Consider the following 13,199-nt stretch of genomic DNA (forward strand, 5'->3'; position numbering starts at 1 on the left):
TCGGTAGGGGAGGGGTTCGGTACGCCGAAGACGGGTGTGGCTCCCCGGTGGCGCGGTCGCGGCCGGGTGGGCCGGGGCGGGCGCCGCCCGGTCGGGCTCAGGCCGGCGGCGGTACGGCCTCGTCGGGCGGCGGCGGTCCGGGCGGCGTACCTTCGCCGAAGGGCCGGCCGCCCAGCGACTCGCGTCCGTGCGGGATCGACCAGCCGGCGAGGTCGGGCCCGAGCGGGACGATGCCGGTGGGGTTGATCTGCCGGTGCACCGCGTAGTAGTGCCGCTTGATGTGGTCGAAGTCGATGGTGTCGCCGAAGCCCGGCGTCTGGAACAGATCGCGGGCGTACGCCCAGAGCACGGGCAGTTCGGTGAGCTTGTAGAGGTTGCACTTGAACTGGCCGTGGTAGGCCGCGTCGAAGCGGACCAGGGTGACGAAGAGCCGCACGTCGGCCTCGGTGATCGACTCCCCGACCAGGTACCGTCGGCGCGCCAACCGCTCGGAGAGCGCCCGCAGACGGTCGAAGAGGCGGGTGACGGCCCGCTCGTAGCCGCGCTGGCTGACGGCGAAGCCCGCCTGGTAGACGCCGTTGTTCACGTCCCGGAAGACCTCCGCGTTGACGGCGTCGATCTCGTCGCGCAGCGGCTCGGGGTAGAGGTCCGGCGCCCCGGGCCGGTGCAGCGCGGTCCACTGCGTCTCGAGGTCGAGGGTGATCTGCGGGTAGTCGTTGGTGACCAGCCGCCCGCTCGGGACGTCCACGATCGCCGGCACGCTGACGCCGCCGTCGTACTCCGGGTCCCGGGCCCGGTACGCCTCGGCCAGGTAGCGGATGCCGAGGACCGGGTCGCGGCCGTCCGGGTCGAGCGTGAAGCGCCAGCTCCGCTCGTCCTGGATCGGGTCGGCGACCGCCACCGAGATCGCCGGCTCCAGCCCGAGCAGCCGCCGTACGATCAGCGCCCGGTTCGCCCAGGGGCAGGCGCGGCTGACCACCAGGCGGTACCGGCCCGCCTCGACCGGCCAGCCCGAGGAACCGTCGGCGGTGATCCGGTCGGTGAACCGGTTCGGGGAGCGGACGAACTCCTTCGTCTCGCCCCGTTGTCCCGTCCGGCCGTGTTCCTCGCTCATTGCCGTACCGCCCCGTCGCTCTCGGTCTCCGCGCCGCTCCCGGTCTCCGCGTCGACCTCGGCGAGCACCGAGTCGGGTGCGCACCCGTCCGCCGACCGGGGTTCGTCGCCCGGGCGCGCCAGCCGGCCCAGGAAGCGGGCGACCGCCGGCAGTTCCTCGTCGGGCAGGAGCGCCCCGAAGTGTCGCTGGATGCCGGCCAGGTGGACCCGACCGGCCTGGCGGAGCAGCTCCTCGCCGGCCGGGGTCAGGGCGGCCAGGACGGCGCGTCGGTCCGTCGGGGAGGGCTCCCGGGTGACCAGCCCGGCGGCGGCCATCCGGTCGATCAGCCGGGTGACCCCGCCGGTGGTGTAGAGCACGGCCTCGGAGAGGTCCACCATGCGCAGCCGCTTCTCCGGCGCGTGGCTCAGCCGCAGCAGCACGTCGTACTGGGCCACGGAGAGCCCGCTCGCCTCGCCGAGTTCGCGCTCCAGCTCGCGCAGGAGCCGGCTGTGCGCGAACAGGAAGTCCTGCCACGCCGCCAGCCGTGAGCTGTCCGGCCGTTCCATCCCCACCTCCGACTCCGCTGAGGTAACAGTATCTGAGGTGTCAGCATTTGTCGCGCGGATGCGTGATGAGCGCCGACACAGCCGTTCCCGCTCGTCGGCCGCCCCGGGGCCGCCGGCCGCGGCACGACACCCGGGCAATCCGTGGTGGTCGACACCGGCGCCCATGTGGCGGCCGACGGCGGCGCTCGTGGTCGATGGCGGTGCCCGTGCTCGGTACGGGCGTTCGGCACGGTCGACGAGAGCGGGGCGCGGCGCGATACGTCCGGAGATACCACCGGCGGTACCATCCCCCGTATGGCGGACAAGGTCACGCTGAGCCTGAACCCGGACACCCTCGCCCGGGCCCGCGCCGCCGCCGAGCGGGCGGGGATGAGCCTCTCCGCCTGGATGGACCGGGCGGCCCGCCGCGAGGCGCTGCGCGACGCCGGGCGGCACCAGGACGAGTGGCTGGACGCCAACCCCGACGTACGCGACGAACTCGACGGCTTCGACCGGCTGGCGGACCGGCTCGAAGCGGGCTGGACCGACCTGGGCGACGCGGCGTGAACCGCGGCGAGATCTGGACCATCGGTGGCCGGGGCGATCTGCGGTACCGCGTGGTCGTCCTCTCCGGCGACGCGCACAACGACCGGCCCAGCGCGTCGCCGTACTGCGCGCCGATCGTCCGTCAGCGCGGCTCCACCAAGCTGCCGCCGTTCGTCGTACCGCTCGCCGAGACCGACCCGCTCTCCGGCGTGGTCGTGGTCAACCGGATGCGCCGGCTGCCGGCCTCGGCCGGGTCGGACCGGGTCGGCATGGTGACCGGCGCGAGCATGGCCCGCCTCAACGACGCGCTCCGCGACCTCTTCGAGATCTGAGGCGACGTGCTGATCTACAAGCTACTGCCGGCGGCCGAGTGGGCCGAGGCGGAGTCCCGGGGACGGTACGACGGGTCGGCGGTGGACCGGCGCGACGGCTTCGTCCACCTCTCCGGCCGGGACCAGGTGGTCGAGACCGCGGCGCGCCACTTCGCCGACCAGCGCGACCTCACCCTGCTGGCCGTGGCGGCGGAGCGGCTCGGCCCCGCGCTGCGGTGGGAGATGTCCCGCGGCGGCGCCCGCTTCCCGCACCTCTACGGCCCGCTTCCGGTCGACGCCGTCGTCGCGGTCTCGCCGCTGCCCGCCGACCGGCCGGTACCGGAGGCGGTCGCGGCCCTGCTCGACGCGGACCCCCCGGCCTGACCCCCGGCCTGACCCGTGGGCTCGCCCCGCCGGCCTGACCCGCATGCTCGCCCTGCCGGCCGGTCCGTGCCCGCGTCGCGTACCCGGTCCGCCGGCCGGGCCGCGCGCCCGACGCGCCGGGGCGGCCGGTCTTTCGGAGACCCGTACCGGCGGCCGGGGGAGCGGATAGGCTTGCTCGTGTCGATCATGCCGAGTCGAGGCGGGAGCGGGGCGGCCGCGACGGCGGCGGTCCGGGCGCGACCGGCCGTTCGCGTCGGCGGAAGGGACCGAGGGGAAGCGCGATGACCCGACCTCCGTTGCCACCGTTCACCCGCGAGACCGCCGGGCAGAAGGTCCGCCTGGCCGAGGACGCCTGGAACTCCCGCGATCCGGAGAAGGTGGCGCTGGCGTACACGCCGGACACCTACTGGCGCAACCGCGCCGAGTTCCTGCACGGGCGGGACGAGGTGACCGCGTTCCTGACCCGCAAGTGGGCGAAGGAACTGGAGTACCGGCTGATCAAGGAGCTCTGGTCGTTCGACGGCAACCACATCGCCGTCCGGTTCGCCTACGAGTGGCACGACGACTCCGGCAACTGGTACCGCTCCTACGGCAACGAGAACTGGGAGTTCGAGGAGGACGGGCTGATGCGCGTCCGGCTGGCGAGCATCAACGACGTGCCGATCGCCGAGGCCGACCGCAAGTACCACTGGCCGCAGGGGCGCCGCCCCGACGACCACCCCGGCCTCAGCGACCTGGGGCTCTGACCGCCGGGCCGGCCGGGGGACGGCGCCGGGGTGACGGCTCAGGCCACCTCGATGTGGTCGACCTCCGCCCAGCGGTCGCGGTACGCCAGCCGTAGCGTGTTGGCCCCCGCGGCGAGCGTCACCCCCACCCCCACCTGCCGCCAGTTGTCCCAGCCGGCGGCGGGATAGCCGACGATTTGGGCGGCCCCGCCGTTCACGGTCAGCGTGTGCTGCGCGTCGCCGTAACCGGCGGCGTAGGTGATGTACGCGGTGTACCCGCCGGCCCGTGGGGCGAAGACGGTGACGTCGACCCAACTGTCGGCGTAGTCGAGGTAGGCCACCACCTGCCCCTGCGAGGCATTCGGGGCGGTCCGCGCCGAGCAGTGGTTCAGCGCGCCGCGTTCGGCCTCGTAGCGCACCCGGCTGCCCCGCACCACGGGGTACTCGCCGCTCCAGCCGAGCGCGGCCACGTACATGCCCCGGGCCGTGTTGTTGTTGATCCAGCCGTGGAAGACGATGTGGTCGCCGCCGGGCTCGCGTACCACGTCGGCGCCGCCGGGGCCGATGACCGCACGGTCCACCGTCGAGGTCGTGATCAGCGACCGGTACGCCTTCGTGTACGGACCGGTCAGCGAGGTCGAGGTGGCGTAGCTCGTCTGGTAGCCCTCGCCCCCGTAGCCGCCGAGCGAGTAGAAGAGGACGTACCGCGACCCCACCCTGGTCAGCACGGGCGCCTCGATCACGCCCGCCTCCTCGGCCCGGTCGCTGCGCAGCAGCTCGACCCGGGCGCCCTGCGGCGTCAGCCCGTCGGCGGACACGCGTTGCAGCCAGAGGCTCGTCGGCTGGCCGATCGCGTTCCCGTCGTCCTTGTAGAGCAGGTAGCGCGTGCCCGTACCGTCGACGAAGCTCGACGGGTCGATGTCGCCCCCCTCGCCGCCGTCGCAGACCAGCGGCCCGGTGCCGACGGGGGTGAACGGACCCAGCGGGGAACCGGCCACGGCCGCGCCGATGCACTGCCGGCCGACGGCCCTGCTCCGCGCCGTGTAGTAGAGCAGGTACGTGCCGTCGGCGCGGGACGAGACGTCGGGCGCCCAGGTGAGGCCCCCGCTCGCCCAGGCGCCGAGCGTCGGCAGGACGTCGGGGTGCCGGGTCCACGGCCCGGTCAGGGATCCGGCCGTGGCGACAGGAACGTTTCCCTGCCCGCCGTTGGTCGAGTAGGCGTAGTAGGTGTTGCCGACCTTGACGACGTCGGGATCGGGGAAGTCGCTGGCGATCACGAGCGCGGCGGATGTCGTCGCGGCGGGTGTGTTCGCGGCGGTGGCGGCCTGCGGACTCGGTAGCGCGGTGCCGGTGGCGAGAACGGCCACCACGAGAAGGGCGCTGCGACGCATGGAACACCCTAATCACGGATACATAGACGCCGGAAGATGTCGTTCGCGGTTGTCCACTTCTGACCCTGCGCCTGGGGCGCCGATCCTCGTATCGTCCGATTTGGGTGATCAATGGGGATTGGAGGGCTGTGGTGGGGAATCTGCGGATGACGGCGGCGAGTGGCGACGATGCTCGGCACCGCGCGGAGCGCGTATCCGGTGGGCGGCCGGCGCCGCGGCCCGGGACTCGGGACGGTGCCGCGGCGACCAGTTGGTGCTGACCAGCGGCCGAGGCGGTGCCGCGGCGGGGCGGTCCGCCGGTCCCATGATGGAATACGCCGAATGAGCGAATCGCTTGCGCCGGTGTTGGAGATGCTGTGGGAGGCGCGTGACCCCCGCCAGGCGCTCGACGGGAGGTTCGGCTTCGGCCGGGCGGAGGCGGCTGGCCGCTGGGTGGCGGACACGCTGGACGAGCACTGGGGCGTTCGCGTCGACTCCTGCGAGCGGATCGTGATGAGTGGCGGCAACGCGCTGGCGTGGGTGGGCACGCGGTCCGGTCGGCTGCTCGCGAAGTGGTCGGTGGTGCCCGGGCGTTTCTCCCGCCTGGCGGAGGTGGCGCGGCTCACCAGCTGGCTGGACCGCCACGGGCTGCCGGTTTCGGCCCCCGTTCCCGCTCGGGACGGCCGTCTTCAAGCCGAGGTCGACGGCGTCTCCATGGGTCTGCAACGGGTGATCGAGGGCGATCTCCTCGACACCGCCGATCCCGATCAGGTGCGGGCGGCCGGAGCGGCGCTGGCCCGGCTGCAGGAGGCGCTGGCGGCGTACCCGGAGGCTGATCGATTCCGCGCGCTCGACGTCGCGTGCGAGCCGTTGACGCGGCGGGTCACCGGCTGGCTCGACGCTCGCGCCGGGCATCTGCCGGCAGCGGCTCGCGACGTGCTGCGCGGGCTGGTCGCCGCCGCTCCAGCCGACCGGCTGCCGCGACAACTTGTCCACTTCGACTTCCGCTCGGCCAACGTCCTGTTCGCCGGCGGCGAGGTCACCGCGATCCTCGACTTCGAGGAAACCCGGCACGAGCACCGGCTCGTCGAGCTGGCCCGCGCGGCGATCCTGCTCGGCACCCGCTACCACGACTGGGGGCCGGTGCCGGCCGAGGTCCGCACGCGGTTCCTCGCCGGCTACCAGGCCGTGTGCCCGCTGACTCCGGCCGAGGCGAGCTGGTTGGACATCCTGCTGCTCTGGCAGGCCATGGAGATGGTGCCACCGGGCGACGACCCGACCGGGTGGGGACCGTCCGCGTTGAGCCAGCTGCCACCAGCCTAGGGGCCGAGAGTCGCCTCGGCCCGAACACGGCCTAGCGGTCGTCATCGATCAATGGTAGGAATCTTCCAAGTATCTCGGAATTGAGTGAAGATTCTTTCCAAGGGAGAGGTCGATGAGAAGGATCATGGCGGGTCTGGTCGGCCTCCTGGCCGTGGTCGCGGGAGCGTCCGCGGTGACCACGGCGGCCCAGGCGGACCCCACCGGCGACCCGCTCGCGCCGCACACCGTCAGCTACCGCGGCTACCGGGTCGCCGTCCCGGCGGACTGGCCCGTCGTCGACCTCGCGTCCGACCCGCACGCCTGCGTCCGGTTCGACCGGCCCGCCGTCTACCTGGGCCACCCCGGCGACCAGTCCTCCTGCCCCACCCACCTCGCCGGGCGTACCGCCGGGCTCGTCATCGAACCGATCGACGCGGTGTCGGCCGAGCGCGCGGCCGCGGTCACCGCGACCACCGCGCCGGGCACGGCGGTCGCGACCGCGCCGGCCTCGCGGGACGACGCCATCCAGCTCGCGGTACGCGACGCGGGCGTGCTGGTCACGGCGGCGCACACGCCGTCGACCGAACCTCTCGTCCGCCGGATCCTCGCCTCCGCGACCCTCGGCCCGGACGCGGTGCCCGCGCCGTCACCCGAGGTCGGTGCGGCGTCGCGGGCCGCCGCCGGGGCGGCGCCGCTGGCCGCGGCCGGCCCCCAGCCCGGCGCCTACACCGGCAAGGGCTTCGACACCTGCACGGCACCGTCCCAGTCGGCGATGAACGCCTGGCGGAACAGCAGCCCGTACCGGGCCGTCGGCATCTACATCAGCGGCGCGAACCGCTCGTGCGCCCAACCCAACCTGACCGCGACCTGGGTCACCAACCAGACGGCGAACGGCTGGCACCTGATCCCGATCGAACTCGGCCGGCAGGCGCCCTGCTCCACCCGGTACACGCTGCTGATCTCCACCGATCCCGCGACCGCGCGTTCCCAGGGCTCGACCGCCGCGTCGAGCGCGGTCTCGGCCGCGCAGGCGCTCGGCATCCCCGCCGGCAGTGCGATCTACAACGACATCGAGGGCTATCCGTCGAACGCGACCTGCCGGGCCGCGGTCCTGTCGTTCCTCTCCGGCTGGACGGACACGCTGCACGCGCGCGGCTACCTCTCCGGGGTCTACTCCAGCGCGTCGTCCGGGATCGTGGACCTCGCCAGCGCCTACGACGACCCCACCTACAGCCGGGTGGACCACATCTGGATCGCCTGGTGGAACAACGCGGCGGACACCGACGGCGGCTCGTACGTACCGGCGGAGTACTGGGCGAACCACCAGCGGCTGCACCAGTACGCCGGCAACGTCTACGAGACCTGGGGCGGCGTACAGATCCACATCGACCGCAACTACCTCGACGTCGCCGCGGGCGGGGGAGGCCAGCCGCCGGCGTGGAGCACCACGATCGACAACACCACCGCCGGCCGGTTCACCGCGAGCGCGAACTGGGGCACGTCCACCTACTCCACCCAGCGGTACGGCGCGGACTACCGCTTCGCCGAACCGGTCTCCGCCAGCGACGTCGCCTGGTACCAGGCGGACATCCCGGAGACGGGCAGCTACGAGGTGTCGGTCTGGTACGCGGCCGACGCCGGATACAACGACTCCACCCCGTTCGTCGTCGCCACCACCGCCGGCAACCAGACGGTCCGGGTGAACCAGCGCACCAACGGCGGTCGCTGGGTGTCGCTCGGCGTGTTCAGCCTGGCCGCGGGCGACGGCGACAAGGTGGGCGTGAGCCGGTGGACGGCCGGTACCGGCTACGTCATCGCCGACGCGGTCCGGATCACCCGGGTCTGAGCCCGGTCCGCCCGCCCCGGTCCGCCCGCTCATGGTCCGCCCGCCCCGGCCGTCGGTACGGGGCGGGCGGCGACCGGGGTACCACGCCTATTCTCCCGGCATGACGATCGCCTCCGAGTACGCCGGGTTCGCGCTGCGCGAGGCGCGCGGGGTGTCGCCGACGTACGAGCGGCTCGCCCTCGCGGTCTCGGGCGACGCGGAACTGCTCGGCCGGCTCGGTACGCTCCCGGCGGGCAAGCGGCAGCCGAACCTGCTGTTCGGCGTCGTACGGCTGCTCGGCGGGCCGGTCGACGACCCGGGCGGGTTCCGCGACTTCGTGCTGGCGAACTGGGCGGCGGTCGACGTCGAGCTGCGCCGCCGGGCCACCCAGACGAACGAGGCGGGACGGTGCGCCGTGCTGCTGCCGGTCCTCGCCGCGCTGCCGCAGCCGCTCGCGCTGTTGGAGGTTGGCGCCTCCGCCGGGCTCTGCCTCTATCCCGACCGGTACGCCTACCGGTACGGGGACCGGCTCGTCGGCGCGGGCGAGCCGGTCCTGGAGTGCGCGGCGACCGGGGTGGCGCCGCCGGCGCGGCTCCCCGAGGTGGTGTGGCGGGCCGGCCTCGACCTGAACCCGCTGCGGCTGACCGACCCGGCCGACGTCGGGTGGCTCGACGCGCTCGTCTGGCCGGAGCACGCCCACCGCCGCGCCCGGCTGCGGGCCGCGGCGGCCGTCGCCACCGCCGACCCGCCGCTGCTGGTCCGCGGCGACCTGGTGGACGACCTGCCGGCCCTGGCGGCGCGGGCGCCGGCCGGCGCGACGCTGGTGGTGTTCCACAGCTCGGTGCTGTACCAGGTGCCCGGCCCGCGGCGGGAGGCGTTCGCCAGGCTGGTCCGGGGGCTGCCCGGACACTGGATCGCGAACGAGGACCCGGGCGTGTTGCGGTACGACGAGCTGCCGGAGCCGCCCGGCGACGCGCTCTACAACGTGCTCGCGCTCGACGGGCGACCGCTCGCCTTCACCCGGGGGCACGGGCAGGAACTCGTCTGGTTCGCCTGACACCGCGCCCCGCCGCCCAACGCCCACCCGCGACCTGCCGCCGCTCCGACCGGGGCGGCCGGCCGAGGGCCCGTTCGAAGGGCCGGTCGCCTCAGCCGCCGGCCGAGCGTCGTGCCCGGCCTACCGCGAGCCGGAGCCCCTGGTGGACCAGGACGCCGACGCCGGTGTTGACGACCGCGAGCGCGGCCCCGGCGAGCAACCCCGGCCCGGCCGGCGCGTCGCCGGTGACCACCAGCAGCAGCGGCCAGCCCGCGGCGGCGGCGACGAGCGCCGACCGCCACCACCGGCCGAACACCAGACCGAACAGGACCAGTGTGGGAATCACGTCGCGCTCCCTCCGCCGCTACCAAACGTACGCCCGTCCGGGGCCCGGGCCCGCTCGCCGGTTCGGGCCGGTCGGTCGTGGCGGCGGGGCCACCGGTCCGCCCGGGCTAGCGGGCGGGGGCCTCGTGTCGGACGCGCCAGGTGTCGGTGACCGCGATGCCGCCCAGCGCGCCGGTGGCGACGATCATGACGAAGACCGGGGCCAGCGCGGTCAGCGCCGGCGCCGCCCCGATCAGCAGCGCCAGCCAGCCCAGCCGCGACCGCGAGATCTGGTGGAGGAGCACGTACTCCGAGCCCATCCGTCCGAGCACGAACAGGACCGGGCCACCGACGATGAGGGCGATCCAGCTCGCGGGAGTGGTGCCAAGGGGCCGGTGGAGGACGAGATCCACCCCGGCCGATGTCGCGACCACCCCGGTCACCAAGGTGGCGTAGACGTATGGTGCGAGGCGCACGGCGTGGCGCGGATACCGGTGTGCCGATCGATCGACGAACCTGTGCGTCTGGATCACGTAGATCTGCCAGAACAGCAGCACGGTGACGATCGCGGCGAAGAAGGCGGCGGTCCGGGCGGGAGTGAATGCCACGCTCCCGGATTCCAACGCCGCCGTCAGGGCCAGTTCGCCGAGGGCCAGGATAGCGATCTGTTGGTACCGCTCGCCGAAGTGGACGCTCAACTGATCGTACTGGTCGAGTGGCACCCGACCTCGTCCCGGTACCGGGTAGCGCAGGGCGGCCGCCACGTAGTCGACAACGAGGGCAACGGCCCACAGCCCGGCGCGCCACGCCTGGTCGACGAGCCCGCCCCCGAGCCACAGCGCTCCGGAGACGACGAACCAGAACAGGAACCGCTGGGCTCGGTCGTGCGCGTGGTGCCGGTGCAGCGCGAGGACCAGCATCACCTCGCGTGCGAGGTGGAGGCCGACGTACGCGGCGGCGAAGAGAAGACCGCGTCCCTCGTGGGCGCCCGGTACGGCGACCGCCATCAGGACCACGCCGAACATCGCGCCAGCGATCACGGCCTGGAGCACCCGTAACCGGGGATCGTAGAACTCGGTGGTGAGCGCGGTAGCCGACCAGGTCCACCACGCGGCCAGCAGCAGGAGAAGGTTCCGTCCCAGCCCACCCCAACCGGGTTCCTCGGCGAACTCCGTCGACAACTGCGCGAACAAGGCGACGTAGAAGACGTCGAAGAACAGCTCCAGTAGGGTCGCCCGATCCGATGCTCCGGGGATACGGCGTAGCCCGGCCGGATTCGCGCTCGTCATCGATCAGCTCCCGCCGCGCCCCCCGCCGGCCCACCCACACCGAGCTCGTGACGTCTCCCGAGGTGGGGTTCACCCGGCCACCGGCCGGCGACCTGCCGCACATGGCGACCAACGACCGGATCGACGCCGAGTTACCGGCGCCGGAGCGATCGGACGGCCATTCAGGGCGCCGTACGAAACAGGCTCTAGGGTGGCTCGCATGCCTCCCGAGACGCCGCAGCTGATCGCCCAGACGTTCCAGGTCCGGGCGGAGACCGTCCTCGCCGGCCAGTTCGACCTGGCGCAGTACCCGCACCGGCACCTGGTCGTCTCGGCCACCAAGGGCTTCTGGCACGTACGGCTCGCGGTCGCGCTCGCCGCGACCGAGCGGCTCGCCCCGGCCGGCTTCGAGCTGGTGCACACGATCGAGTTCCGCGAGGGGAACGCGATCTGCGCGGTGCTGCGGCGGCGCTGACGAGCCCGGCGCCCGCTCCGCCGGCCCCCCTATGCTGTAGCGGCTCATGGACGCCGGAGGAATGATGCGCGACGATTTCGGGCTGGCGCGCCTGGACGGACTCGGCGACCCGCAGACGCTGCGGAGCCGAGCCGAGGAGGCGATGGCCCGCCTGGAGCCGGACCTGCGTACCGGCACGCAGCAGCAGGGCGGCGACGCGTCGGACTCGGTCTGGGTCACGGTGGGCGCCGACGGCGCGGTGGTGGACGTGAGCATCAGCCGCGCGTGGCCCCGGCGGCTCGCGCCCGAGCGGCTGGGCGACGCGGTGCTCGAGGCGTACCGGCAGGCGGAGCAGAAGCGCGCGCTGGCGCTCGCCCGCGCGGGCGGGCCCGGCGCGAGGCCGGGCGGGCCGGGCGCGGCGCCCCGGCACGAGCCACCGGCGCCGGACGTGACCGACGAACGCTGGCTCGACTGGGTGTGGCAGCGCCTCGACGACGCCCGCCAGCGCCTCGACCGGCTCGCCTCGGCCCCGGTCCCGGCGGCGGAGCCGGAGCGTACGGTCCCCGGACCGGCGGGACACGTCCGGCTGCGGGCGGTCGGCGCGACGGTCAGCGCCGTGCTGGTCGACTCGATCCGGCTCGCCGAGCGCGACCCGGACGCGGTCGCCGGCGACCTGCGCGCCGCGTTCGCCGAGGTACGCGACGTCGGCGGGGCGTCGCGCCGCTGAGGTACGGCGCCGCTGAGTACAGCGCGATCGAGGCACAGCGCGTCCGCGGGCGCGTCCGCACGAGACCGGTACCGACGAAGGAGGGATTCGATGCCCGGCGAGGAGCAGGAGGGCGTGGAGCTGGCGCTGAGCGCGCTGCACAACGAGGCCCGCAAGTGGCGGCGGCTCGCCGAGGAGATGGGTCGGGTCAGGGCGGACGCGAACCGGCTGGAGCTCTCTCCGAGCGCGTTCTTCTTCGCCGACGTGGTCTCGGTGACGAGCCACCACTCGTCGTACGCGGGCTTCCACGAGTGGTTCGTGCAGCTGCTCGCCGACGCGGGCACCGAGTTCGAGCGGATCGGCGGGGCGCTGGACCGCTCCGCGGACGCGTACGCGGACAGCGACACCCGTGCCGGCGTCGACCTGACGTCGATCTACGGCACCCGACCCGAGGGGAACTGAGATGGCGCCGCCGCCCGTCGACGTGGCCGAGATCGAGTCGAGCCGGCTCGCCCTGGAGCAGGCGTTCGACCACCTCCGCGACGCCGTCGACCTCTGCGTGCAGAACTTCAACCGGATCGTCGAGGGGGTGGACGAACACGCCTGGCTGCTCGGGCCGCTCCCGCTCTGGTTCATCCGCAACCACCTGGACGACCTGCGGGACGCGCTCAAGGAGGCGATCACCTACGCGGAGAAGGTGCTCCAGGGCGGCGTACCGGTAATCTCGCTCTTCGTCACGAGCATCGACTACCTGAACGCGGTGCAGTCCCCGGTCTCCGACATCGCGTACGACATCAACACGCCGCAGGACGACAACCTCGGCTACTGGCGGGGCGCGGCGGCGCTGGCGTACCGGCAGAAGCAGGGCACCCAGAAGGCGGCGGCCGACAGGGCGGCCGACAACGCGGTCTTCATGAGCGAATGGCTCTACAAGATCGGCAAGACCAACGTCGCGTACGCCGTCGAGGTCGTGAAGCTCCTCGTGGACGCCGCCGCGGAGCTGGTCAACGTCACGGTGGACGGGATCAGCATCATCAACGTCCAGTTCGCCCTCGACCACGCCGCCGACGCCGTGAAGAAGCTGCTCAAGGCCGCCGTGAACCAGCTGGTGGAGCTGGCGGACAAGTTCGTCGCGACGCTCGGCGACCTCCGGGAGGTGCTCGCCCGGCGCAACGACCACGGCACCTTCGAGAACGGCCGCTGGCCGCAGGCCGTCTACGGCAACTGACCCCGGCGTCCGGCGCCGTCCCTCCTCGCCCCGCGCGCCGCCCCGCGCGCCACGCCACGTCGATCATGGACTTATGGTCGTT

General features: G+C 73.4%; 16 protein-coding genes. 11 read left to right on the top strand and 5 right to left on the bottom strand.

Features of this window, described 5'->3' with window-relative positions:
- Positions 1–97: 97 nt before the first annotated feature.
- A complete protein-coding gene (locus tag AB0J86_RS18800; protein ID WP_363858659.1) occupies positions 98–1,114 on the bottom strand; it encodes a glutathione S-transferase C-terminal domain-containing protein in 1,017 nt (338 codons plus the stop codon).
- Positions 1,111–1,659 carry a MarR family transcriptional regulator gene (locus AB0J86_RS18805; RefSeq protein WP_363858661.1) on the bottom strand — a complete coding sequence of 183 codons (549 nt, stop codon included), beginning with the start codon at positions 1,657–1,659 and terminating at the stop codon, positions 1,111–1,113. The genes AB0J86_RS18800 and AB0J86_RS18805 overlap by 4 nt, the downstream gene beginning before the upstream one ends.
- A 294-nt stretch (positions 1,660–1,953) precedes the next feature.
- Between AB0J86_RS18805 and AB0J86_RS18810 the strand changes: the two genes are divergently transcribed.
- The 4 genes from AB0J86_RS18810 to AB0J86_RS18825 all read left to right on the top strand — a co-directional run bounded on the left by AB0J86_RS18810 (position 1,954) and on the right by AB0J86_RS18825 (position 3,625).
- Positions 1,954–2,205 carry a hypothetical protein gene (locus AB0J86_RS18810; RefSeq protein WP_363858662.1) on the top strand — a complete coding sequence of 84 codons (252 nt, stop codon included), beginning with the start codon at positions 1,954–1,956 and terminating at the stop codon, positions 2,203–2,205.
- A complete protein-coding gene (locus AB0J86_RS18815) occupies positions 2,202–2,516 on the top strand; it encodes a type II toxin-antitoxin system PemK/MazF family toxin (protein ID WP_363858664.1) in 315 nt (104 codons plus the stop codon). The genes AB0J86_RS18810 and AB0J86_RS18815 overlap by 4 nt, the downstream gene beginning before the upstream one ends.
- Before the next feature lie 6 nt (positions 2,517–2,522).
- Positions 2,523–2,879 (top strand): DUF952 domain-containing protein, encoded by a 357-nt coding sequence (locus AB0J86_RS18820; protein ID WP_363858666.1) that lies wholly within the window; start codon positions 2,523–2,525, stop codon positions 2,877–2,879.
- 281 nt (positions 2,880–3,160) lie between these two features.
- A complete protein-coding gene (locus AB0J86_RS18825) occupies positions 3,161–3,625 on the top strand; it encodes a nuclear transport factor 2 family protein (protein ID WP_363858668.1) in 465 nt (154 codons plus the stop codon).
- Positions 3,626–3,663: 38 nt separating this feature from the next.
- Here AB0J86_RS18825 and AB0J86_RS18830 read toward each other — a convergent pair whose 3' ends face one another.
- Positions 3,664–4,995, bottom strand: a complete 1,332-nt coding sequence (locus AB0J86_RS18830; protein WP_363858669.1) for a family 43 glycosylhydrolase — start codon at positions 4,993–4,995, stop codon at positions 3,664–3,666.
- 321 nt (positions 4,996–5,316) lie between these two features.
- On the opposite strand from AB0J86_RS18830, the gene AB0J86_RS18835 reads away from it, so the two are divergent.
- The 3 genes from AB0J86_RS18835 (at position 5,317) to AB0J86_RS18845 (ending at position 9,158) form a co-directional block, all read left to right on the top strand.
- Positions 5,317–6,297: a phosphotransferase gene (locus AB0J86_RS18835; RefSeq protein ID WP_363858671.1), complete on the top strand. Its 981-nt coding sequence runs from the start codon at positions 5,317–5,319 to the stop codon at positions 6,295–6,297.
- Positions 6,298–6,409: 112 nt separating this feature from the next.
- Positions 6,410–8,122, top strand: coding sequence for a glycoside hydrolase domain-containing protein (locus AB0J86_RS18840; RefSeq protein WP_363858673.1), 1,713 nt, complete (start codon positions 6,410–6,412; stop codon positions 8,120–8,122).
- A gap of 100 nt (positions 8,123–8,222) precedes the next feature.
- Entirely contained in the window at positions 8,223–9,158 is a 936-nt protein-coding gene (locus tag AB0J86_RS18845; protein WP_363858675.1) for a DUF2332 domain-containing protein, read from the top strand.
- Positions 9,159–9,249: 91 nt separating this feature from the next.
- On the opposite strand, the gene AB0J86_RS18850 is transcribed toward AB0J86_RS18845, so the two are convergent.
- Complete coding sequence (locus AB0J86_RS18850) at positions 9,250–9,483, bottom strand: hypothetical protein (RefSeq protein ID WP_363858676.1); 234 nt, start codon at positions 9,481–9,483, stop codon at positions 9,250–9,252.
- Between the two features lie 106 nt (positions 9,484–9,589).
- On the bottom strand, positions 9,590–10,750 hold the full coding sequence (locus tag AB0J86_RS18855; RefSeq protein ID WP_363858678.1) for a low temperature requirement protein A: 1,161 nt from the start codon (positions 10,748–10,750) through the stop codon (positions 9,590–9,592).
- A gap of 199 nt (positions 10,751–10,949) precedes the next feature.
- Here AB0J86_RS18855 and AB0J86_RS18860 point away from each other — a divergent pair, with 199 nt between their 5' ends.
- From AB0J86_RS18860 to AB0J86_RS18875, 4 genes are all read left to right on the top strand, one after another.
- Positions 10,950–11,204 (top strand): hypothetical protein, encoded by a 255-nt coding sequence (locus AB0J86_RS18860; RefSeq protein WP_363858680.1) that lies wholly within the window; start codon positions 10,950–10,952, stop codon positions 11,202–11,204.
- A gap of 46 nt (positions 11,205–11,250) precedes the next feature.
- Positions 11,251–11,910 carry a hypothetical protein gene (locus AB0J86_RS18865; RefSeq protein ID WP_363858682.1) on the top strand — a complete coding sequence of 220 codons (660 nt, stop codon included), beginning with the start codon at positions 11,251–11,253 and terminating at the stop codon, positions 11,908–11,910.
- Between the two features lie 90 nt (positions 11,911–12,000).
- Positions 12,001–12,351: a hypothetical protein gene (locus tag AB0J86_RS18870; protein ID WP_363858683.1), complete on the top strand. Its 351-nt coding sequence runs from the start codon at positions 12,001–12,003 to the stop codon at positions 12,349–12,351.
- A 1-nt stretch (position 12,352) separates the two neighbouring features.
- Positions 12,353–13,117, top strand: coding sequence for a hypothetical protein (locus AB0J86_RS18875; protein ID WP_363858685.1), 765 nt, complete (start codon positions 12,353–12,355; stop codon positions 13,115–13,117).
- Positions 13,118–13,199 lie beyond the last annotated feature (82 nt).

The organism is Micromonospora sp. NPDC049559 (genome assembly GCF_040676675.1).
In the GTDB taxonomy this organism is placed as follows: Bacteria; Actinomycetota; Actinomycetes; order Mycobacteriales; family Micromonosporaceae; genus JBFAPK01.

Excerpts from the sequence above, each read along its gene's own strand:
- AB0J86_RS18810 (WP_363858662.1), top strand. The coding sequence starts at position 1,954 with ATGGCGGACAAGGTCACGCTGAGCCTGAACCCGGACACCCTCGCCCGG.
- AB0J86_RS18805 (WP_363858661.1), bottom strand. The coding sequence starts at position 1,659 with ATGGAACGGCCGGACAGCTCACGGCTGGCGGCGTGGCAGGACTTCCTG.
- AB0J86_RS18855 (WP_363858678.1), bottom strand. The coding sequence starts at position 10,750 with ATGACGAGCGCGAATCCGGCCGGGCTACGCCGTATCCCCGGAGCATCG.
- AB0J86_RS18825 (WP_363858668.1), top strand. The coding sequence starts at position 3,161 with ATGACCCGACCTCCGTTGCCACCGTTCACCCGCGAGACCGCCGGGCAG.
- AB0J86_RS18830 (WP_363858669.1), bottom strand. The coding sequence starts at position 4,995 with ATGCGTCGCAGCGCCCTTCTCGTGGTGGCCGTTCTCGCCACCGGCACC.
- AB0J86_RS18840 (WP_363858673.1), top strand. The coding sequence starts at position 6,410 with ATGAGAAGGATCATGGCGGGTCTGGTCGGCCTCCTGGCCGTGGTCGCG.
- AB0J86_RS18845 (WP_363858675.1), top strand. The coding sequence starts at position 8,223 with ATGACGATCGCCTCCGAGTACGCCGGGTTCGCGCTGCGCGAGGCGCGC.
- AB0J86_RS18835 (WP_363858671.1), top strand. The coding sequence starts at position 5,317 with ATGAGCGAATCGCTTGCGCCGGTGTTGGAGATGCTGTGGGAGGCGCGT.
- AB0J86_RS18800 (WP_363858659.1), bottom strand. The coding sequence starts at position 1,114 with ATGAGCGAGGAACACGGCCGGACGGGACAACGGGGCGAGACGAAGGAG.
- AB0J86_RS18865 (WP_363858682.1), top strand. The coding sequence starts at position 11,251 with ATGGACGCCGGAGGAATGATGCGCGACGATTTCGGGCTGGCGCGCCTG.
- AB0J86_RS18875 (WP_363858685.1), top strand. The coding sequence starts at position 12,353 with ATGGCGCCGCCGCCCGTCGACGTGGCCGAGATCGAGTCGAGCCGGCTC.
- AB0J86_RS18870 (WP_363858683.1), top strand. The coding sequence starts at position 12,001 with ATGCCCGGCGAGGAGCAGGAGGGCGTGGAGCTGGCGCTGAGCGCGCTG.
- AB0J86_RS18860 (WP_363858680.1), top strand. The coding sequence starts at position 10,950 with ATGCCTCCCGAGACGCCGCAGCTGATCGCCCAGACGTTCCAGGTCCGG.